At 56.7% G+C, this 20,343-nt stretch carries 19 protein-coding genes; 4 read left to right on the top strand and 15 right to left on the bottom strand.

Going from position 1 to position 20,343, the window contains the following annotated elements; all coding sequences use genetic code 11:
• Positions 1–12: 12 nt before the first annotated feature.
• Together gdhA and KBX13_RS08465 are read right to left on the bottom strand one after the other, a co-directional pair.
• A complete protein-coding gene (gdhA, locus tag KBX13_RS08470) occupies positions 13–1,359 on the bottom strand; it encodes an NADP-specific glutamate dehydrogenase (RefSeq protein ID WP_256021706.1) in 1,347 nt (448 codons plus the stop codon).
• A gap of 164 nt (positions 1,360–1,523) precedes the next feature.
• Positions 1,524–1,814: a hypothetical protein gene (locus KBX13_RS08465; RefSeq protein ID WP_256021705.1), complete on the bottom strand. Its 291-nt coding sequence runs from the start codon at positions 1,812–1,814 to the stop codon at positions 1,524–1,526.
• A 314-nt stretch (positions 1,815–2,128) separates the two neighbouring features.
• On the opposite strand from KBX13_RS08465, the gene KBX13_RS08460 reads away from it, so the two are divergent.
• The gene (locus tag KBX13_RS08460) at positions 2,129–2,872 is read left to right on the top strand and encodes a hypothetical protein (RefSeq protein WP_256021703.1); all 744 of its coding nucleotides are present in this window, start codon (positions 2,129–2,131) and stop codon (positions 2,870–2,872) included.
• Between the two features lie 867 nt (positions 2,873–3,739).
• Here KBX13_RS08460 and KBX13_RS08455 read toward each other — a convergent pair.
• The 5 genes from KBX13_RS08455 to KBX13_RS08435 all read right to left on the bottom strand — a co-directional run bounded on the left by KBX13_RS08455 (position 3,740) and on the right by KBX13_RS08435 (position 9,924).
• A complete protein-coding gene (locus KBX13_RS08455; protein WP_256021702.1) occupies positions 3,740–6,583 on the bottom strand; it encodes a DNA methyltransferase in 2,844 nt (947 codons plus the stop codon).
• A 187-nt stretch (positions 6,584–6,770) separates the two neighbouring features.
• A complete protein-coding gene (locus tag KBX13_RS08450; protein WP_168161596.1) occupies positions 6,771–6,935 on the bottom strand; it encodes a hypothetical protein in 165 nt (54 codons plus the stop codon).
• Positions 6,936–7,122: 187 nt separating this feature from the next.
• Positions 7,123–8,652, bottom strand: coding sequence for an LGFP repeat-containing protein (locus KBX13_RS08445; RefSeq protein ID WP_256021701.1), 1,530 nt, complete (start codon positions 8,650–8,652; stop codon positions 7,123–7,125).
• A gap of 280 nt (positions 8,653–8,932) precedes the next feature.
• The gene (locus tag KBX13_RS08440; protein WP_070476921.1) at positions 8,933–9,430 is read right to left on the bottom strand and encodes a hypothetical protein; all 498 of its coding nucleotides are present in this window, start codon (positions 9,428–9,430) and stop codon (positions 8,933–8,935) included.
• A 41-nt stretch (positions 9,431–9,471) separates the two neighbouring features.
• Positions 9,472–9,924: a hypothetical protein gene (locus KBX13_RS08435; protein ID WP_070476919.1), complete on the bottom strand. Its 453-nt coding sequence runs from the start codon at positions 9,922–9,924 to the stop codon at positions 9,472–9,474.
• A 529-nt stretch (positions 9,925–10,453) separates the two neighbouring features.
• Here KBX13_RS08435 and KBX13_RS08430 point away from each other — a divergent pair.
• Both KBX13_RS08430 and KBX13_RS08425 read left to right on the top strand, forming a co-directional pair.
• A complete protein-coding gene (locus KBX13_RS08430) occupies positions 10,454–10,708 on the top strand; it encodes a type II toxin-antitoxin system prevent-host-death family antitoxin (RefSeq protein ID WP_256021700.1) in 255 nt (84 codons plus the stop codon).
• A 9-nt stretch (positions 10,709–10,717) separates the two neighbouring features.
• Entirely contained in the window at positions 10,718–10,987 is a 270-nt protein-coding gene (locus KBX13_RS08425; protein ID WP_256021699.1) for a type II toxin-antitoxin system RelE/ParE family toxin, read from the top strand.
• A 74-nt stretch (positions 10,988–11,061) separates the two neighbouring features.
• Here KBX13_RS08425 and KBX13_RS08420 read toward each other — a convergent pair whose 3' ends face one another.
• Positions 11,062–13,653, bottom strand: a complete 2,592-nt coding sequence (locus KBX13_RS08420; protein ID WP_256021698.1) for an excinuclease ABC subunit UvrA — start codon at positions 13,651–13,653, stop codon at positions 11,062–11,064.
• 295 nt (positions 13,654–13,948) lie between these two features.
• Between KBX13_RS08420 and KBX13_RS08415 the strand changes: the two genes are divergently transcribed.
• Positions 13,949–14,692 carry a hypothetical protein gene (locus KBX13_RS08415; RefSeq protein WP_256021696.1) on the top strand — a complete coding sequence of 248 codons (744 nt, stop codon included), beginning with the start codon at positions 13,949–13,951 and terminating at the stop codon, positions 14,690–14,692.
• Positions 14,693–14,851: 159 nt separating this feature from the next.
• Here the strand turns inward: KBX13_RS08415 and KBX13_RS08410 are convergent, their stop codons facing one another.
• The 7 genes from KBX13_RS08410 to nrdF all read right to left on the bottom strand — a co-directional run bounded on the left by KBX13_RS08410 (position 14,852) and on the right by nrdF (position 20,298).
• Positions 14,852–15,331 (bottom strand): hypothetical protein, encoded by a 480-nt coding sequence (locus tag KBX13_RS08410; protein WP_256021694.1) that lies wholly within the window; start codon positions 15,329–15,331, stop codon positions 14,852–14,854.
• 326 nt (positions 15,332–15,657) lie between these two features.
• On the bottom strand, positions 15,658–16,089 hold the full coding sequence (locus KBX13_RS08405) for an ATP-binding protein (RefSeq protein WP_256021693.1): 432 nt from the start codon (positions 16,087–16,089) through the stop codon (positions 15,658–15,660).
• Positions 16,067–16,426 (bottom strand): ATP-binding protein, encoded by a 360-nt coding sequence (locus tag KBX13_RS08400; protein WP_256021691.1) that lies wholly within the window; start codon positions 16,424–16,426, stop codon positions 16,067–16,069. Before KBX13_RS08400 ends, KBX13_RS08405 begins: the two co-directional genes overlap by 23 nt.
• A complete protein-coding gene (istA, locus tag KBX13_RS08395) occupies positions 16,423–18,066 on the bottom strand; it encodes an IS21 family transposase (protein WP_256021690.1) in 1,644 nt (547 codons plus the stop codon). Before istA ends, KBX13_RS08400 begins: the two co-directional genes overlap by 4 nt.
• A 331-nt stretch (positions 18,067–18,397) precedes the next feature.
• On the bottom strand, positions 18,398–18,979 hold the full coding sequence (locus tag KBX13_RS08390; protein WP_022862715.1) for an NADPH-dependent FMN reductase: 582 nt from the start codon (positions 18,977–18,979) through the stop codon (positions 18,398–18,400).
• Between the two features lie 40 nt (positions 18,980–19,019).
• Positions 19,020–19,292, bottom strand: coding sequence for a hypothetical protein (locus tag KBX13_RS08385; protein WP_256021689.1), 273 nt, complete (start codon positions 19,290–19,292; stop codon positions 19,020–19,022).
• The gene (nrdF, locus tag KBX13_RS08380; protein ID WP_034666259.1) at positions 19,273–20,298 is read right to left on the bottom strand and encodes a class 1b ribonucleoside-diphosphate reductase subunit beta; all 1,026 of its coding nucleotides are present in this window, start codon (positions 20,296–20,298) and stop codon (positions 19,273–19,275) included. Before nrdF ends, KBX13_RS08385 begins: the two co-directional genes overlap by 20 nt.
• Between the last annotated feature and the right edge of the window lie 45 nt (positions 20,299–20,343).

Genomic DNA, 20,343 nt, shown 5'->3' with positions numbered 1-20,343 from the left:
TAATCATGCAGGTTAGATGACGCCCTGCGCCAGCATCGCGTCAGCGACCTTCTTGAAGCCCGCGATATTCGCGCCGGCCACGTAGTCGCCTTCCATGTCGTACTCCTTGGCGGTCGAATCGACCGTCTTGAAGATGTTCGACATAATCTCGTGCAGGCGCTGGTCGGTGTATTCGAAAGACCAGGAGTCGCGCGAGGCGTTCTGCTGCATCTCCAGCGCGGAGGTGGCCACGCCACCTGCGTTGGCGGCCTTGCCCGGCGCGAACGCGATCCCCTTCTGCTGGAAGTAGTGGACAGCCGCCGGGGTGCACGGCATGTTGGCGCCCTCAGCGACGTAGCGGACACCGTTGTCGACGAGGAGTTTGGCGTCGTCACCGTTGAGCTCGTTCTGGGTGGCGCACGGCAGGGCAACATCCGCCTGGACTTCCCACACGTTGCCGTCCCGGTGGTACTCGACGCCCTCCCCGGCCTCAGCCGCGTAGGTGGAGATACGCCCACGGCGCACTTCCTTGACGTCCTTGAGCAGTTCGATGTCCACACCGTTCGGGGTGGTGACGTAGCCGGAGGAGTCCGACATGGCAACCACCACGCCACCGAGCTGCTGCACCTTCTCAGCAGCGTAGATAGCCACGTTGCCAGAGCCGGACACGATAACCTTGGAGCCTTCGAAGGACTCGCCGTGCGTCTGCATCATCTCGGAGGCGAGGTAGACCAGACCGTAGCCGGTTGCCTCGGTACGCACGAGCGAGCCGCCCCACTTCAGCCCCTTGCCGGTGATCACGCCGGACTCGTGGCTGTTTTCCAAGCGGCGGTACTGGCCAAAGAGGTAGCCGATCTCGCGGGCGCCAACGCCGATGTCACCGGCTGGCACGTCGCGGTATTCGCCGATGTGGGTGTGCAGCTCCGTCATGAAGGACTGGCAGAAGCGCATGATCTCGGCGTCGGACTTGCCCTTCGGGTCAAAGTCGGAGCCGCCCTTCGCGCCGCCAATTGGCAGGCCGGTCAGGGAGTTCTTGAAGATCTGCTCGAAGCCCAGGAACTTGATAATGCCCAGGTTCACGCTCGGGTGGAATCGCAGCCCGCCCTTGTATGGGCCGAGCGCGGAGTTGAACTGTACGCGGAAGCCGCGGTTGACCTGGATTTGCCCGTTGTCATCGACCCATGGGACGCGGAACACAAGTTGGCGCTCTGGCTCGCAGAGGCGCTCGATGAGTCCGTAGTCAGCGTAGTGAGGATCCTTGTTGAGGACGATCTTGAGGGAGTCAAGCACTTCCGCGAGTGCCTGGTGGAACTCTGGTTCCCCCGCGTTCCTCTTCTGCAATTTGCCGTAATAGTCAGAGATCTGTTGATCGATAGACATGTGAATCCTTTCTTCGTGGCGCCCCTTCCGTGGCGAGCACTTCATTGACTGGACCCCTGTTAGTTTTCCCTCATTGCAAAAGCGTCGCAGGGAAAAATCCACCAAATTTTTGCGACATAGGTCACATTTTCTGCGCTATTTCGCCAGCCCATCGTAGTGGCTCATCATCGGTGTGAAGAAGGAGGTGAAGAATACCAGCGCTTTCGGGTTCGAGATGTTGGTGACGTACCCCAGCCGCCCGAGGCACCCACCGTGCGCGCGGCCACGCTCGCTACCTCTTGCCTTTCATTACTTTTCGACGCCCCCTTCGCCCGCCTCACGCTCCCCCACAGACCAAACGCGCCGAGCAGCATCAGCGCCACCGACCCCGCCAGCGGCAGCACCACCGACAGCGCCGGCACGACGTGCAGGAGCGCTTCAATCCCGAGCAGCGCGAGTACCGACCGCGTGGCCACACCGAGCATCGCCCCGAGCGCCGTCCAGAACCCTGCCCGCTACCCGAAACGCGAGGTTTGCGTGCCGATAGCCACGATGTCCGGCCCCGGTATCGCTATCACGGTTGCCCACGTGAGCACGTCTACGAGCACGGACGTACCTCCTATGTTTCGGGCCAATGATTTCAGTAGGTGCCAGGATATGCACTCTCTGTGAGATCCGGGGGCGATTCTGAACCCGAACATATCTGCGACTGCGAGCGATCTTGCCCACCGGAATGTCGGACCTCTTCGGTACATTGCAGCAACACCAGCAACACCGAAGGAGTCCAATCATGACAACGCCCACAGTGCGATTCCACGGCTACCCACAACGCCCCGTCCCTGATATTTTCGGCGGCTCCGACTGGGACGTGCCCATGACCGACCGCGATAGCGACTCGATCTTCTTCATCGTGGAATACCTGAAAATCACCGACCCCGAGAACGCGAACGAGCCGACGGCCTACAAATTACTTCGCGAGCTCAGCGACGAACACCGCGCAATGGAAAAGAACGTGTTCAACTTCTTGCGCGAGACACCAGGCATCCAGGAGGAGAAGGACCAGGCGTTTTACCGGGTGATGTTCCAGTTCCGCCAGTACCAAGCCGGGCAGCTCGTGGCCAATGCCCTGGAGGTCACCGACGGGAACCCGTACAAGGTGGTCGGGATGATGCGCTACCACCACCCATCTATAGAATGCGCCTGGGTTGTCGACGCCGTCATGAAAACCACCGTGGAAGAAGCACTAAAGACGCTCGGGAGAGACCACAGCCCGCAGGCCGTCGAGGAACTCTGGTTGGAGCTCAACGAGGAGGCGGACCTGATCGCGAAAACGAAGCGGGTGCTACGCCTGGCCGGGTGGGCGAAGGACGTCGCCGACATCCCACGCAGCGGCGAGGCGATGAAACAGATCTTCCAACAGGACCAGCGCGAAGCCGCCTGGACCGTGATTGACCAGCACCTCACGGAGCCAATCAACGCACTCATGGAGCAACAAGAAGAGGAAGACCCCTGGGCGGTGGACTGGGACAGCTAGGCCTTGTGCCCTGCACGTTCACTGGTCATCTTCGCATAGCTAGCGAAGAGTAGCTCCTGGCGCTGACGCTCGTTCGCAACTTTGCGAATAACGGCCACTTGGCGCCTGGGTGATCCGCTACCGGATACTCACCACGCCGCTACCATTTCAGAATTCTAAACACCTGCAGCTGCGCTGTCATCGATGTGCATGACCGCTGGCCAATCAGTCCGATCCGCTGCTCGTGGCCCAGCCAATCCTTCGGCATCGAAGCATGCCGCCACAGATAATGAAAGGCCCCGGTCATTTGTGCATTTCCCTCATGGGAAAGAGGCTAAACCAGGGATCTATCGGTGCCCACTCTACAGGGCCTCCCCCACCAAATGGAAAGCTACTGCTGTCGGGGTGTCCGCTTCGAAGTCCAGTTTAAGCGTGAGAAAAGGGCGGCTGAACGCGGTTAGTCACACACAAAATGTCCCTTAAGCCAATTCTTTGCGATTCAAAATCAAGTCGCGCCCCCATTTGATTTGTTATGCAAAAGCCCCTCTCGCATTTGAGCTTGCAACGCATAGGCTTGGAGAGGGTATCTCTTGGCTCGGAGTATATACATCTCCAAAGCTTTAGAGCAATTTTCTGCCCTAGCAATTCTCGGGACGAGGTCAGAGTGAGCTGTCTGAAGTGCCCTGATACGAAATCATCCGTCGGCAAAACCGGCCTGGCCCGAGCATTACTTAACGTTGCAGCATTCGCGATTCTCCATTCCAGGAGCGCACCGACCGTAGTCGTTTGCTTGGCACGACCATGTTCGACAAAGGAAATAGACTACCGCTCGAACAAGGCCAGTTGGACGGTTCGCATTTTTCAATTGCTCCGTCCTCATCCTGTCGCTTATTTGGTCATCTTCGCGTAGTTAGCGAAGAGCAGCTCCTGGCGTTGACGATCGTTCGCCAGTTTGCGAGGTGCCCTAAACGCCTTGTCGACTTCCTTATCCAACGCGTCGTGCGCCTTGAGCAGCGCCGGGTCCATCGCGAGCGGGTTGTAGTGTTCCGCCAGCGAACGCTCCGGGTGCAACTCACGGGCGGCCAGCACTTTCTTGCCCGCGTCGATGATCCGCTGGCGAGTTTTCTCGTCTAGCTCGGGGACGGGGAACGTGTTCCAGGTCAGCGTGTTTGCAAACCGCAGGCGAGACTCTAAGCGCCCGCCGACGGTGCGTTGCCACGTAATGAACATCGACGACGAAATGAGCGCAAACGCGAAACCGGTGGGATCATCAACCATGAACGCAAGGTTGCTCGCAACAACGTCGCCCGAGACTTGCTGCGCTGTAAAGAAAGGGCGCGTTTCACTCACAACTGACGGTACGCAAAGGTATTCACCGGTAGGTTTACGGACTTCCGCGAACCTATATGGAACCGCGGCAAGCTGGCGTGTAGCCGCTTTCTTACTCTTCTGGCGAAATGCCTTAACTGCTTCTACTCGAGCGCGTAACTGCTTCGAACGCGTTACGTCAGACGGGTTAAAGTCGTCGTCTGCCATCCAGAGACACCAACGGTCGATTCCGCGGACCAATTCGCGTGACCCTTTAAAAGGACGCAAGTATTTCTTCGCGATAGCGTCCGCTTCGATAGTTTCTAGCTCATTTACTTCGACGATGAGATTGCCGCTATCTACAGGTTTTGATCCAAACACCGCAGGCACTATCTCTGTAGAAAGGGGTTTGCTTCGCTTAGAGACGAGCACGTTTGGCCCATCGATCAGATAGGCGTTGATTCCCCGGTCAATTCGTTGCTCTACGCCTTCGCCTTGCGTGTCCGGATAGTCCCACAACCGCTGTTTCGCTCCGCGATCGCGAGTGAATCCAACAATGACACAGTGCACAGCCGCCTTACCTGGAGCTTCGGAGTCCCATGCGAATGTGCGGTGTGCGAACTTGATCCGCCACCCTTCCCGAATCAACGGTCCGAATAGTGCTGGGACTGGTTGGCCTTGGGTGATCGAGTTGGTAGTGACGTATGCGAACTCACCTTGACGTTCGGCGAGTAGTGTTTTGGCTTGGGCGTGCCAGCCGGTGACGTAGTCCAGGTAGCCGTCGTAGTCTTTGCCCCACACGTGTTTCATGTCGGCAGTTTGTTCTTTGGTCTTCGTGTACTGCCCGATGAATGGTGGATTGCCGAACACGTAGGTTTGCCCGGTGGTTTCTGGTAGGACGTTGCGCCAGTCCACCGCGAGCGCGTTACCGTGCGTGATGTGCGCGGTAATGCTGATCGGTAGGCGCTCCGGTGCAAGTCCTACGCGGTCGGCGAGTTCACGGTTGGCCTGGTGGTCGACCAAGAACATTGCGGTCTCGGCGATGCGCGCTGGCCACCAGTTCAGCTCGATGCCGTAGAACTGGCCGATGGAAAGCTTCTGCTCCCACGTGATATCCAGCGACATGGCAGTGTTGCCTTCGCGTTCGCGGATCGCAACGATCACGTCGGTCTCAATCTTGCGCAGCTCACGATAGGCGACGATAAGGAAGTTTCCGGAGCCACAGGCTGGGTCCATAAACACGTGTGTCGCCAGGCTGTCGCGGAACTCCTGGAGCTTCCTCACACTGGTCGACTTGGAGTTGATGAGGCGATCGGCTTCTTCGCGGAGCTCGTCGAGAAACAGTGGGCCGAGGGTTTTCAAGATGTTTTTCTCGGAGGTGTAGTGCTCACCGTCGTCGCGACGTGCCTCTTTCGACTTCACGAGCTGGAACAGCGAGCCGAAGATTGCCGGGGAGATGTTGGTCCACTGGAACCGGCAGGCAACCAGGATCGCGTCGCGCATCTCCGGGGTGAAGAACTGCGTCGGCATCATGGTTTCAAACAGCGCGCCGTTCACGTACGGGAACGCGGCCATGGAGTCGGGGACGCGTCGGCGACGCTCCTCCGGAGTGTTGAGGACCTCGAACAGACCGGCAAGCTGCGTGCCGAGGTTCTCACTGTTGGTGTGCTCAAGAATGAAACGATAAAACAGGTCCTGCTCCCACAGCCCGGCATCATCGCCGAACAGCAGGAACAACAGGCGCGTGAGGAACATGGAGGTTTCTTGTACCGCGAGTTCTTCGTCTTGCATGTAGGTGGGGGCTGCGTCGCCAACTTCTTCGTCGACGTCGTCGCCGACCATGGCGGTAAACAGGTTCGCCATGATCTTTGATGCTGCGATCGAAGCCTGGGTCTGCTCAACATGCGTGAGCTTGTCCTCATAGCCCGCGAGGAACTTAAGTTCGTCGACGTGATCCGTGATTTCTTCGAGCGGGAACTCGATGTTGAACCGAGTTTCAGGATCGCCCAAGCGCATGAGTCGGATGCGGTAGAAGTCGGTGGCGATGATGTAGCGGGGTTGTTCGGCGTCGTTGACAGTACCGCCAAGCAGGTAGTCGCGGGCTTGATCGATCGCGACTTGTAGGTCAACGCCTGGTTTTTTGGCTTCACCGATAACCACGCCTGGCCAGAAGAGGTCGATGTAGCCGCGTTGGCCGCTCGAGGCGCGTTTGGCGTCCTGCTCAAACAAGTCCATGCGTGAGGCGGTTATGCCGAAGCATGCGAGGAGTTCCGCCCAATACGACTGAGCGTACTTGCGTTCTAGTGCGCCTTCGTCGAGTGAGCGCCACCCGTCGAGGCGTTCGTTCCAACGGTGTTTGAAGCCGTCAAGGTTGCGGCGCATGGTGGCGCGATCAAGGCGCGGAGCAGTTGTCACAGAACTCATACAGGTAGCTTAACGGAGGCGTCCGACATGCGAGCGGGCGATCGTCGATAAGCTGAGGGCCTCAACCCAAGAGAACTTCTTCTTTGGGGAGCCGACGCCTGCTGCCGCAGCGAGTTCACCCAACCATCTTCAACGCCAGTGGTTTCAGGTGCCCCGCGCAACGATGATGACCGCACGTTTTGCTTAACTACTCCCGCTCTTCGCTGTTGTAGTACTCAATGATGCGCCCAAGGAAACTGATGATGACTGCGGTAATTAAATACCCGGTGACCACTACGCTAAAGAAGCCGTCACGCCTCCCACCGCCGAACCCGTCGTACATCAGAAAAACAGGTGCTAATAAAACCATCACCACTAAGAAACGGTATGCAGAAAGCACCTTTCGCTTCACTGAGAAGTGGACTAGGAGTAAGTGGACTACGAACCCAATTACCAAGATGCAAAAGGACACGAATAGCGCGATTGCTGCACCGAAACTGAGAACCGCAAAGACCATGTTTCTCTCCTAATTCTTCTTTTTGGGGGTGACGAGACGACTTCTATTGTGTTCTATCTTCTGCTCCCTGTGTTATCTGAACGGGCTCTGGCTGACTATCGGTCGTGGTGTCGCTTGAGGTGTCGGTCTCATTTTCAAGGATTGTTGGAAATGAAGTGGGCATGCTACCACCTTGCAGTGCCGCTTCGATTTCCTCCGAGGATGTTCCTGCTGGGAAGAGCGGAACGCGGTCCATACCTTCGCTCAACTGGTAGTCTTTCGTGTCAACCACCTCAGCACCTGAAAGGGCAAAAGCTGAGTCCGAATTGGGAACATTCAACGTCCTAACAGAGGTTGTGTTCTTATCTGCGGTGATGTATGTAGCAGATGCAGTCGAAGTTCGCTTCCTTAGATTGTGTGCCAGGCGGGACCATGAATACCGAGCGATGGTTTCGGAGTTCAAAGGCCCGGCGAGCGATGCACTTGAAACTGGCCCCCATGCTTGTACTTGCAATCTGATAGTCGTAACCCCTGTGACGGTAGTCGGAACGAATCTGAAGTTAATCAACCTGCCGGCACCCTCGGGGTGCCCCTCCAGGGATTTAAGGGTGAAACCGTCTGGAGAAATGGCCTCTACTCGTACTGGGGCAACCACAGGTAATGCTGTGTCAAGGTCGCAAGTATCTCCTACGTGGAGGATGTCAGGACAGCCCGTGAAAGTGAAATATTGATTAAACCGAGTGGTCAACTCTCTATTGAGGGCCTGCGGGGTCCATTGCTCACTGATATTGAAAATATCGTAAATCTGGTTGTAGCTACCATATGCAGAGTCGTAGGTTGGTAGGGATGCGGGCCTAAAAGGAACCCATTGAAGGGCATGGCCTTGAAATTCTTGTTGAACTGCGCCGTCATTCAAATGCCGTTCCTCGGATACAGGAAAACCGAACCTACTCTTCTCCCACCCGTGTTTACCCCAGTAGTTTCTAATTTCGCCTAGCACTTTATGCGCGCCGGTGGACGGGCTCCAATAGACCGAGCCTCTTTGAAAGTGATTGAACTTTCCTTCTCCGCCAGGAGTGTCGATCTCGTCGGTCGTAGGAAAGCCAAGTGGGCCCATTTCCCAGTCGCTCAAACCCCATCGCTTTTTAATCTCGCCTTGAACATTATGCGCGCCGGTGGACGGGCTCCAATAGACCGAGCCTCCTTGAAAATGGTTGAATCGCCCTCCTGGCTTCCGAGTGGGAAGTTCATCTGTGACGGGATAACCCAGATGCTCCCGTTCCCACCCCAATTCCGCCCATTTGTCCCTGATTGCCCCTCCAACTTGGTGGGCGGTTCCACCATCGATGTTGGGGTGCCAGTAAATGGAGGAATCGCGGGCAAAGACTTGAAAACGACCATTCCACGCCGACACGCTTTCGGGAGTCAAAGCATCCCCAAATGTGGGCCATCCGCCGAGGCGTTGATACGTTTCTTCAATTCGGCCGCCGATCCAATGCCCATGAAAGACATCGGCGCTAGCTGTGGCCACGCCTAAACTGCACGCGGCAAGAAACGCAGTGACGGGAGGGAGAATGCGGTTAATCAATTTCATTTTGCAACCTACTTAGGGAGGGGAAATCAACTTTCTCGTTAGAGTAGCTGATTCGACAATCCTGCGCAGGACTTTCGTGGCTTCGATATTGGGAGGGGTAAACTCGCTTTCGCACATGCAGCTGTGCTCCTGCGCTACCCCAGTAAAAGCACTGCAGATGGCGGAATCATTACGTGCTTCAACACCTCAACTCTGCGCCTTACAGTCCTCAACTCAAGTCAGTCCTTGCCCAAGCGAACCTTCATGCACGTTTGATGGCATGGACGTTTGGTGCGAGAATCTAGGCCCGAGCCTCCTCCGAGCGCGACCTCTCTTCCGCAAGTCGCCGTTCGACTTTCACGTTGGACGCATAGAAGGCCTCACTAAAAGCCAGGTCCCCGCCTTCCACAAGCTCTCGAGCAGACTCGGCGATAATGAGCATCGAGCCGTTCTCCGTCCGGACCCCGAGGCCAAACGAAAGGTAGAGCGCTGGCCTATCCACAAGCATGGGAACGAAATCCCAAACACCATCAACCTGGTCGATATACCAACAACCCAGCAGGTAGGTCACTGCTTTCTGACGCTCCTCTTCGCTGAGGCTCGAATCGCGGATCCGCTCCACTGAGCTCCGCGGGAAAGCGGTCCCACGGAGATTCGTGACATCCATATCCGGCGAGACGAGAGGAGGCTGCAAAGTCTGGTATTCGGCAAGCAGGGCGCGCGACTCTTCGTCAATCTTCTCCAGGCGCGACCCGTAGGAATCAGCAAGGAAATAACTGGAGTGTACGTCGGCGTTCATGAGGCTGCTCCTGTAGGTTTCATGCCGGTGTTGGTACCACTTTAATCACGCACCCATATTCGATTCGACCCATACGCAAAATCCAGCAAATCGCTCCACGTAGCAGGAACGAAATGTTTCGTATCAACTCTCATCCACGTGATACGATCCGGATCCTCAAAACTGAGTGTTTGAAGAAACAAATCACCAGCAATTTCGTACGCCCACAAATCATGGACATTCTCATACTCAACCGAATTTTCATGAAACGTTCCCTCGGGTTGAAAGAGAGTTTCAAACCCCACGAAGGTGGTCCCAGTCGACGTTTCCACTTCCAAAACGAGATATAAAAATGTATCAATCCAAGCGGCAGCCCCATGAAACTTCGGCGAGGATACGGCACCTTCAACCCGAGAATCGCTTTCACTCAAAGCATCCTTATTGAGAATTTCGGCCAAATAGTTTGCAGCGGCCTTTAAATCGAATTGATGCTCTGGAGCTTTTGCCATTTCCATAAATCCAAAGTGGGAACTTCTGTAGGGTTTACACCCGTCCGTCACCAGATGCTAACACGTGCCTTACCGACTACGCGTCACCCAGCATGCGCCCAGCACAGTGGCCGAGAGAATTGATACCGGCATCGACAGTCAGTGGAGCCCCAGCTTAAGCGTGAGAAATGGGTGGTTCGGCAGCGGCTTTTACACACCACATGTCCCTCAAGCCCAACGAATGCGCTGGGTGCGGTCCACGCGCGGCTGGCAATATCTTTTTGCGTGTCTCCTCGTTCGACTTGGCGACTGGGAAGCTCGAACAAACAGCTGCAGCCCATTCCGGTCGAGGTGCTTAAGGAGTGCGACGCTGGTCGTCGAAAATCAGCCGGGCTGGACGAAAATGTGCGACCTGCATCGCACTCCTTTAACACCTCGACACGAGCAAAACCTTGCAGATCAATCGCGCTACAGCGCCTTTTGACCACAAGCCCGAATCGGAACGACCAGTGAAATACCGTTGCCAACCGATATGTACAAGATGTACATTTACGGTATGGAAACAAAATCAGTGGCATCCAGCGAGTTCCGCAATTCGCAGAGCCAGCTATTAGAGGAAGCGCAGCGCACACCTGTCGTTATCACCAGCCGGGGCAGCCGTGCTCGCGCAGTTGTCGTCTCTCCTACATTCTTTGCCCGCGCTGTCGAAGCTCTCGAGGACCTGGAAGACATCCGCGCCGCCGAAATTGCTCGGCAAGAGAGCGAGGAAATCTCGTTTGAGGACCTCAAAAAGGAACTCGGCTTCGCGTAAAGCTCGGTTATGTCAAACGCCACTTATCGCATCACCTTCAAATCTTCTGCTGCGAAGGAACTACGCAAACTCGACAAGCAGACCCAGAGGCGCATCCTTACCGCAATCGATGCCTTAGCACTCGATCCCCGACCTAGCGGGGTGAAGAAACTACGCGCTGAGTTTGACCAGTACCGCATCCGCGTCGGGCATTACCGCGTTGTATATGAGATTGCGGACGGCGAGCTCCATATTCTTGTGCTGCGCATCGCGCATCGCAGGCATGTCTACCGAAACTAGCGCCCACGCTGATAGGCGTCGAAGCCTCCGGAACCACTCAAGCGTGCGTCCTACATGACACTCAATGCTCAGCCTCAGCGCAACCCAGCCCGTTCGGCCAACACCTGGGCCGTCACCGAACGCGAATCCGGACCCGTCCCCTGCTGGGCGACTGCCGTCGGCGTCCCGGTGGCCAGGATCTGGCCACCCTCGTCGCCGGCGCCTGGGCCGACGTCGATAATGTGGTCGGCCTGCGCGACCACCCGCAGGTCGTGCTCGACGACGACCACCGTGGCGCCGTCGTCGACAAGGCGACGCAGCTGGGCGAGCAACAGATCAACATCCGCAGGGTGGAGCCCTGTCGTCGGCTCGTCAAGGAGGTACAGGCTGTGCTTGCGGCTGGAGCCGCGCTGCATCTCGGAGGCCAGCTTGATGCGCTGCGCCTCCCCGCCCGAAAGTTCCGGGGACCCCTGCCCCAGCCGCAGGTAGCCCAAGCCGAGTGCGTGCAGGAATTCGACAGAGCGCAGAATCTTCGGCTCCTCAGCGAATACCTCCAGCGCCTCGTCCACGGTGAGCGCCAAAATGTCGGCGATGCTGCGCCCGTTCCACTGCACCTCAAGGATCTCCGGCTTGTAGCGCTTGCCGTGGCAGGCCGGGCAGGTCGTGTACGTGCCGGGCAGGAACACCAGCTCGACCTCGATACTGCCGGCACCGTCGCACTCCGGGCAGCGGCCCTTCGTCGTGTTATAGGAAAAGTCCGACACCGACATACCTCGCTGCTTGGCCTCGGGGGTCGCGGCGAAGAGCTTGCGGACGTGATCGAACAGCCCCGTGTAGGTGGCCACGGTGGAACGCACTGTGCGCCCAATCGGCTTCTGGGTGATGTGCACCAACCTGCGAATCTTATCGACGCCCTCTACGTTGTCCACCCTGAAATCCTCAGAGGGATCTGAACCCGCCGTGAGCTCACCATCCGCATCCCCATCCGATGCCTCCTCGGCGCCAACCACCTGCTTGGCCGAGCGAGACACCACGTCCGCCAGCACCCCAATGACCAGGGTGGACTTGCCGGAACCGGATACGCCCGTGACTGCGGTAAGTGCTCCCAGTGGGAAGTCCACGTCGGCGCCGTCGAAGGCGCGGGCATGCACACCGCGCAGGCTGATGGATGCACCGGTGTCGGCCGGGGTGTCCGTCAACTCGGGGAAGTCCGCATTCAGGGCGATCGCCGTGGGCGAGCCCAGCTGCTTGGCGTTGGCGCGGAACTGGCTAGTCGGGCCGGAGAACACCAGCTCCCCGCCACGCTCCCCTGCGCGGGGGCCGATGTCCACAATCCAATCGCATCCCGCTACTAGGGACATGTCGTGCTCCACGAGAAGCACCGAATTACCAGCGTCGATGAACCGCTGGAGCAACTCGGAGACAGCCTTGCGCTCCACGACGTGCAAGCCCGCCGAGGGCTCATCCAGCACATATGTCGTGCCGAATAGGCTCGAGTTCAACTGGGACGCCAGCCGCAGGCGCTGGTGCTCGCCGGCAGACAAACTCCGTGCCGGGCGGGAGAGGCTTAAGTGCCCCAGCCCCAGCTCGATCGCCGCGCGCACCGTGGGCAGCACCTGATCCAACAGCAGCTCTTCGGCCTCGTCGTGCTCGTTCCAGTCCTGCTTCGCGATGCCCTCCAGGCGCTCCAGGCGCGCCTCCAGCACAGCCAGCACGTCCTTCAATGCCAACGCGTTGAACTCATCGATGGCGTAGCCGGCGTAGGTGACCTGCAAGGTATCCGGCTGGAAACCGCGGCTCTGGCACGTCGGGCACGTCGATGAATGCATGAAGGAAAGCACCCGACGACGGTTCTTGTCCGACTCCGTCTCCGCCAACGTGTCGGTGAGGTACGAGGCAACCGAGCGCCACTTCCCCTTATACGACCGATGCACCGCATTTTCGTCCCGCACCGGGTGGACGGTGACCACCGGCTGCTCGTCCGTAAACAGGATCCAGTCGCGGTCCTCCTGCGGAATATCCCGCCACGGGACGTCGAGCGGGTAGCCGAGGGTGCCCAGGATGTCCCGGAAGTTCTTCCCTAACCACGCCCCCGGCCACGCTGCGATCGCGCCGTCCCAGATGGACAGGCTGGGATCCGGCACCATCGACGCTTCCGTCGGCCGGTGCACAGTACCGGTCCCCTGGCACTCGGGGCACATACCAGCGGTGGTGTTGGGCGAGAAAGCGTCGGAATCGAGCCTGCCGTATTCCAGCCGCTCACGCATACCGTCCGGGTAGCTGCCAGAGCGGGAAAAGAGCAGCCGGATACTATTCGACATATTCGAGATCGTTCCCACAGAAGATCGTGCCCCACCCAGGGTGGTGGACTGCTGCAACGCCACCGTCGGCGGCAGACCCGCGACCGACCCAACCCGCGGGTTGACCGCGCCACCGATCAGACGACGCGCAAACGGCGAAACAGATTCCAGGTAGCGACGCTGCGCTTCCCCATGGATGGTGCCGAACGCCAGGCTGGACTTTCCCGAGCCCGACACACCGGTGACCGCCACGAGGGTATCCCGAGGCAGATCAACGTCGATGTGCTTCAGGTTATGCAGGTGCGCATCACGCACCTGGATCATGGGATCGTGACCCGCGCGCTCTGTCGAGTGCGCAGCCGGGGACTCGGACGTGGCGTGATTCATGGTGGCCACCCTACCGTGTGGGCTGCTCCCCTATCTGGCGAGGTAGCTGATCGCTTTGGACGCGGTCCGGGACGATCTTCCAGGTATAACAGCCTCTTCGGAAAACCTCCCCCGAAGCAGCCGCTGACGATATAAAGAAAAACCGCAAATCTTTGCGAGAGAAAATACGCCGGGACACCCCTCTGACCAGCGCTGACTCAAACTCAGAATGCCAGCATGCCGTCCCGCCAGCATGACTCCATGCCGTCATGTCGGCATGCCTGCATAGCATTGCCGAAAGTAGAAGGGAGCAACGATGACCACACCACAGATTCGATTTCACGGTTACCCGAAGCGACCAGTGCCGGACATCCTGGGAGGGTCGGATTGGGATCTTCCGATGGTCGATCGCGACAGCGACTCGATCTTTCTGCTCGTGGAGTATCTGAAGATAACCGATCCGGAGAACGCGAACGAGCCGACCGCGTACAAGATCGTGTCTCAACTCAACCAGGAGCACACAGAATTGGAGCGCAAAGCGATCGACGTACTTCGCTCGACACCGGGCATTCAACAGGACAAGGATCAATCCCTGTACCGAATAATGTTTCAGTTTCTGCAGTACCAAGTAGGACAGCTCGTGATCAAAGCCTTGGAAGCGACGGGAGGGGACGCAACGAAGCTGGTAGGAATGATTCGCTACCACAATCCAGCGATCACACCAGCAGAGCTGAACGACGCAGTGATGAAGACTACCGTGGAGGAAGCACTGAAAACGTTGGGCAAGGACCACAGTCCACAGGCAGTCGAGGAACTTTGGCGGCAGCTGAACCAACAGGTCGATCTGTTGTCGTGGACTCGGAGAGCACAACGCTTAGCGGGATGGGCGGAGGACATCCAGAGCCTTCCGGACAGCAGCGAGGAGATGAAACGAATCTTCCTGCAGGATCAGAACGAAGCAGCGTGGACGGTGATCGGCCAGCACCTGACGGAGCCGATCAACGCACTGATGGAGCAGCAAGAAGAAGAGGATCCCTGGGCGGTGGACTGGGACAGTTAAGCGGGGTTATCGATACCGCAACTCGTTCTGGCACACCGGTTCAGTTTGACCGGTCAAGCTTGGAACGGGTTGCGTCCTCGCCGCGCGCATCCAAGCCAACATTGAGGCGATACGTCTAGCGCATCACGGGATTCACGGTGTGCTCAATATCGTGTGCGCTCATGACTGCGCTGCTTCAAACTGCTCAAACGCGTGTTTTGCCTCAATAAGATGGATACGACGAACCGCCTCCTCAACGACTTCGCCTACAACGCTCCTAACATCGCCCGTGCCCAGGAGAGCGTTGACAGCATCAATCTGTTCATCCGTCACTTCGTCGTCGACACCCGCAGGAACCTGGTAATACTTGGCCAACAAGTACCTAGAAAGGTCTTCTGTCAACGCGTTCAATCGCTGAAACTGCGCTCCAAGGGTTTCCGGCCCCAAAAGCCGCACTGCTTGGTCAATGCCAAAGACCTGCCACCCGCTTGCATCCGCCTTGCTGTCATCTCCTCCCCATGTTGCCGCGCACTCGGCGATATGTGATACGAGCAATTCTTTGGTTCGGTGCTTAATCAGGCTCCATGCCCGTGGCGACACACCGTTAAAAGCCCTGCTCATTGACACAATGTGTTCATTAATCGTGGTTGTTTTCATCATGGCAATACTCCATCTGCGAATGCTTGTCTATATTTAGACGCTGGAGACCGCGTCTCGGTTCCCAACGCTATTGCTCGAAGATCGAATGTGGGCGTAAGGGACATTTTGTATGTAGATGTCTATCTGGTTTCCCGGGATGGCCTCGGCCAACAACCAGATATGGTTTTCAAAACAGTTCCATTTGTCCGTTTTGAGAAATCAACACCGAATGACGTCTGGTGTGTTTAGAAGATTGAAATGGTAGCGGCGTGGTGAGTATCCGGTAGCACCTGAGTGAGTACCCGGTAGCGCGGGGATCGCCCAGGGGCCACGGAGACGTTGGAGGGTTACTCGTTGGCTTCTAAGCGCATATTCGGTCCTTCCAGCGTGATGATCTCAGCACCAACGACAAGCCGGTTGAGAATCGACTCTGCAATGACCGCGTCAGGAATCGACGCATACCAGTCTTTCGGGGTGAACTGGGAGGTCACAATCGTCGAGCCGGTATGTTCGCGCGCGGCGAGGATATTAAATATCTGATGCGCCGTGGCAGCATCAATCGGCGTGGTTAAAAAGTCATCCAGGACAAGTACGTCCACGTTGTGGAGTTGCTCAATGAACTTCAACCGGGTGGGGTCATCGGGCTGCAAGACTGCAAGTTGTGCTGCAAGCATGTCCGTGCGGTAGAAACTCGCGGAGTAATCGTTGCGGCATGCCGCGTTGATCAATGCTTGGGCCAGGTAGGTCTTGCCGACTTCAGGATTTGCCCAGGATGACAATGTTTTGTCCCAAATGGCACCATTGACCATGAGCGAGTCGGCTGATTTGCTCCGGGTTGATGTTGCGGGCAGGTGTGCACACCACGTTTTCAAGACAAGCATCAAGGTTTGGCGATCGGGATGCTTTCAAAAGTTTGTTGATGCGTCGTTCACGCCTGGCCGCGACTTCCTTATCTAGTGCGTAGAGCACCTTTTGTGAAAACGTCCACGTGTCGAATGCTGGGTCATTAGCAATGTCGATCACGGTTTTACCGAACGCGGTCATACGCAACGCTGTGAAGTCAGCAAGGACAGATTCATCAAGAAATCGATCCATTGGCGGGGTTGAGTTTGTCATGAGTTTCGGGTTCCTTTCTTCATAAGGTTGTCCATGCTGAACTGGTCTGCGCCGCCAAGTAGTGCCCCAGTGGTATCGCGATGTTCAATCACAGCCGAATCAGGCAAGATTGGTGTAGTAGTGCGTTGTGCTTGGTCGAACCCGCGGGGTCGGGTGGTGTGCTCTTTGCGTACCGCGGCCATCATGTTTTTCACTGCGGTATAGGACACGGCACGTCGGCTGCCATCATTGGCTGTCAGGCGCAGGCAGGCCTCTTCCAAAATGGGTTTGTTGGCGTGTTTGCCCATCGACAACACGTTGCGACACGACTGATAAGCCTGGGCCGGGATTGCTTTTGCCGCGATGAGCTCTTCGATGACTTTGCGTGTTGCCGGCCCAACTTTGCTGGCTTCACGGTAGAAGTACTCACTCGTCCACAACCCGCGTGTGGTATCCATACCTGAGGGAATGTGGTCACAGTCAGTGACATAGGCCCCGCGTGTATGTGAAACCCGGTGGGTTGCAACGGTTTGACCTGCATCAAAGACTGTCAGTACCTGGCCGGTGATACGCACATCGACGGTGCGTCCAACGAGTTGATGCGGTACCGAGTAGCGCACCGTGGCAACAATGATGTGGAAATCTGGTGCGACTTTCGCGCGTTTCCATTCGGTGTGCTGCCATGGTGTTTGCGGTAGATCGGCAAGAAGATGCTGCTCATAGGTTTCAAACAGGTCCCGGCGGCTTGATTGCTGACTCCGAAACGGCGTGGCATCGTTCATTGCATCGACAAGGCTGACAATCTTGTCATTGAGCTCGTCAAGATCAACACACTGGTGACCATCGAGTGCATGGATGATCTTGTGTGTGACGATTTTGACTGCGGCTTCCACATTCGCTTTATCTTTCGGTCGACGCGGGCGGGCAGGAAGAGCTGCAGTGTTGTAGTGCTCCAAGAACTGTTCGTAGGTGTCGTTGACCTTCCGGTTTCTATCTGACGTACTGATTGCGTTCGACGCAGTCGACGCGTTATCAGGCACGACGACTTGGCAGACACCACCGAAGTATTCGAATGCACACCGGTGAGCATCAAGCCAGGCCTGTTGGCGTTGGTCAGCACACGCACAGGCAAACAGCATCCCTGAATATGGAAGAGAGGCGACAAAGATACTGACTTTTGCACCCGGTTTCCCGGTTGGGTCAAACAGTCGCATCTTGGTGCCTGCCCAGTCGACTTGCATGGTGTGTCCTGGTGCGTGTGTGATGCGTGCTGAAAGCCCGGTCGCGTCGACATGTGCTGCGACAAGTTGGCGGAACCTGTCGTAGCTGTAGTGACGCTGCCCCGGCCCGGCTGGGGTGGTGGTGTAGCGTGCCCATAAGACTTGCAGGGTCTGCTTTGTACGTCCTGTGCGGGCTTTGACGACTTTTTCGAAGTCAATCGGGACGAATTCACCTTGTCCGGTACTTCGTTTGTCAACGAACAACTCGTCTAGCTCGTTGTCTGTCAGCGCTGCGACTTGTTCAACGGTGCTAAACCCACAGGTTCGCAGTGTGTGGTTCGCGCGTGCGATTGCACGGTGCGAGCACCCGAGTTGTTGTTCTATTTGGCGATAAGAACGCTGTTTGATCAGCAACGTCATTATCGCGCGGTAATCCGTCATGAGCGGACTCCTTCCGGTTGATGCCACACCCGTGTGGTGTGGCTACCGGAAGTATGAACGTGAGGAGATGTGCAGCGCTACCAGATACTCACTGTCGTGCTACCGGATAGTCACGACACTGCTACCAAATAGCCGGTCGCAACAGACAGCGCTAAAACCGCTCTAATTCAGCGAAAATCGAAGAATTAGAGCGGTGTTTTTTGAAGCGTCCTGGGTTCAGATTCAGGTAACTCAAGGATGAGTGTGAATCCGGGGTTTGTGTCTTTGAGAAGGCCCTTTAGAAGCCTTCAAGTACTTCGTAGAGGGCGGTGGCTAGGGTTAGTCGCCGTCGCTAGCTGTGCTTGGCTGTTAATGTCATGTCGACCAACTGCAGGAAGCGTATAACGTAGTCTTTGACAAAGCCTGCGGTGCCTTCATTGAGATGGCCGGAGTCTTCGAAGAGGGTGGGGGATTGGCCAAGGAATACCTCGGGCTGACCAGGAAGCGGCATATCGAAGTAGGACAGGGCGAGCCGGAGGTTCTTCTGTGAACTGTAGCCGCCCATGCGGCCTACAGAGTGACTGATGATACCTGCGGGAAGGTTCTTCCAAGCCACATCCGAGTTGGGCTTGGAACCGATGTCCACTGCATTCTTGAGACAGGCAGGGATAGTACGGTTATTTTCCGGGGTAACAAAGAGGACGCCGCTCGAGTTCTTGATGGTGTCGCGGAAAGTGGTGTACTCAGCTGGAATGGGCTTGTCCGTGACCGAGGGGTCATCGTAGTCGAAGTCATAGAGCGGCAAGTCACGGATTTCAACGATGTCTGCCTGGTAGTTTTCAGGGATCATTGTGAGCACTTCGTGTGCAATCTTGCGCGCAAATGAGCCGCGGCGCAGGCTGCCGACGATAACACTAATGCGTGGGGTGGTCATAGGAAGTCCTTTCTTCTTAGTTGGGCGTAGGTACGTGCGATCAAGGGAGAAAAGGCTTGCAGCCAAAGGCAGGCGGTGGCCCGGCGGCGTGGGCGGCAGTAAGAAAGTTATCCACTTTGTCTTCTTCATGGCGGAAGTACAGTTCGATGAGTCCTAACCGTCCCCCGAGGACGGCCTCCCGTGCGGCGGACGTATCCAAAAGCCGCATGGCTGCTGGTTGGTTTCCTTCGCGGATGGCTTCAAACAGCGCGATGGTCTCAAGCCAGCTTCCTTGGTCTGGTCGTGGAAACGGTTTAGAAATCCCAGTCATCATCACTCGTTTCTTCAGCGGTGCCAATGACATAGGAGGAACCGGAGCCGGAGAAGAAGTCATGGTTTTCATCTGCTCCAGGTGCTAGGGCAGCGAGGATTTCCGGGTTCACTTCCGTTTCTTCAGGTGGGAAGTAGTCCGGGTAGCCCAAATTCATGAGCGCCTTATTGGCGTTATAGCGAACGAATACAGCTACATCATCCATGAGCCCCAACGGCTCATATAGCTCGCCGGAATAATCCAGCTCTAGGGCATAAAGCTCTTCGAGCAAGGAAATAGTGAAATCATGCATCTCCTGTTGCCGTTGTGGAGCAGACGTTTCCAGTCCGCGCTGGTACTTGTAGCCTGAGTAGTAACCGTGCACTGCCTTGTCACGCAGAATGAGGCGAATCATGTCTGCCGTATTTGTCAGGGTGGCGTGGACGGAAAAATGCAGGGGAAGATAGAAACCCGCGTAGAGAAGCAGCGAGGAAAGCAGCGTCGATGACACTTTGCGCTTGAGTGGATCGGGTCCAAAATAATGAGTGAGCACTTTTTTGGCGCGTGCCTGGAGAAGGTCATTATTCACCGCCCAGCGGTATGCCTCATCAATTTCTTTCGTACTGCTCAAAGTAGAAAACACTGAAGAGTAAGAACGGGCATGGACTGATTGCATGAAGGCGATGTTGGTATACACGGCCTCCTCGTGCTCGGTGCGGGCATCTTGGATCTGACAGATTTCGCCCACAGTGGCCTGGACGGTGTCCAGGGTGGTGAGTCCCGTGAACACCCGCATGGTGAGGTTGCGTTCCTCCGGTGTCATCCTCTGCCACGCCGGGAGATCGTTTGAAAGTGGAACCTTTTCTGGCAACCAAAAGTTGGCGGTGAGGCGGTTCCACACTTCAAGATCCTTCTCATCGCTCACCCGATTCCAATTGATGGCGCGGATGCGGGCTGAAGGGTCATGCCGGTAACTTGGCGGCGTAACTGAGATGCTGGTTAGCTCAGCAGTGTTTGATGTTGAAGACATAGCTTCTTTCTTTCTTGATGGATGGTTGTGAATGAAGGAAGGACC

It is taken from the genome of Corynebacterium sp. CCUG 51687 (assembly GCF_024453995.1).
In the GTDB taxonomy this organism is placed as follows: Bacteria; Actinomycetota; Actinomycetes; order Mycobacteriales; family Mycobacteriaceae; genus Corynebacterium; species Corynebacterium pseudogenitalium.
The sequence above is the reverse complement of the archived record's forward strand: the minus strand, read 5'-3'. Positions and strand labels throughout refer to the sequence as shown.

Coding starts and splice junctions, on each gene's coding strand:
- KBX13_RS08455 (WP_256021702.1), bottom strand. CDS start 6,583: ATGAGTTCTGTGACAACTGCTCCGCGCCTTGATCGCGCCACCATGCGC.
- gdhA (WP_256021706.1), bottom strand. CDS start 1,359: ATGTCTATCGATCAACAGATCTCTGACTATTACGGCAAATTGCAGAAG.
- KBX13_RS08385 (WP_256021689.1), bottom strand. CDS start 19,292: ATGATGACTGGGATTTCTAAACCGTTTCCACGACCAGACCAAGGAAGC.
- KBX13_RS08425 (WP_256021699.1), top strand. CDS start 10,718: ATGTCAAACGCCACTTATCGCATCACCTTCAAATCTTCTGCTGCGAAG.
- KBX13_RS08435 (WP_070476919.1), bottom strand. CDS start 9,924: ATGGAAATGGCAAAAGCTCCAGAGCATCAATTCGATTTAAAGGCCGCT.
- KBX13_RS08440 (WP_070476921.1), bottom strand. CDS start 9,430: ATGAACGCCGACGTACACTCCAGTTATTTCCTTGCTGATTCCTACGGG.
- KBX13_RS08415 (WP_256021696.1), top strand. CDS start 13,949: ATGACCACACCACAGATTCGATTTCACGGTTACCCGAAGCGACCAGTG.
- KBX13_RS08445 (WP_256021701.1), bottom strand. CDS start 8,652: ATGAAATTGATTAACCGCATTCTCCCTCCCGTCACTGCGTTTCTTGCC.
- istA (WP_256021690.1), bottom strand. CDS start 18,066: ATGACGGATTACCGCGCGATAATGACGTTGCTGATCAAACAGCGTTCT.
- KBX13_RS08420 (WP_256021698.1), bottom strand. CDS start 13,653: ATGAATCACGCCACGTCCGAGTCCCCGGCTGCGCACTCGACAGAGCGC.
- KBX13_RS08400 (WP_256021691.1), bottom strand. CDS start 16,426: ATGACAAACTCAACCCCGCCAATGGATCGATTTCTTGATGAATCTGTC.
- KBX13_RS08460 (WP_256021703.1), top strand. CDS start 2,129: ATGACAACGCCCACAGTGCGATTCCACGGCTACCCACAACGCCCCGTC.
- KBX13_RS08410 (WP_256021694.1), bottom strand. CDS start 15,331: ATGATGAAAACAACCACGATTAATGAACACATTGTGTCAATGAGCAGG.
- KBX13_RS08390 (WP_022862715.1), bottom strand. CDS start 18,979: ATGACCACCCCACGCATTAGTGTTATCGTCGGCAGCCTGCGCCGCGGC.
- KBX13_RS08430 (WP_256021700.1), top strand. CDS start 10,454: ATGGAAACAAAATCAGTGGCATCCAGCGAGTTCCGCAATTCGCAGAGC.
- nrdF (WP_034666259.1), bottom strand. CDS start 20,298: ATGTCTTCAACATCAAACACTGCTGAGCTAACCAGCATCTCAGTTACG.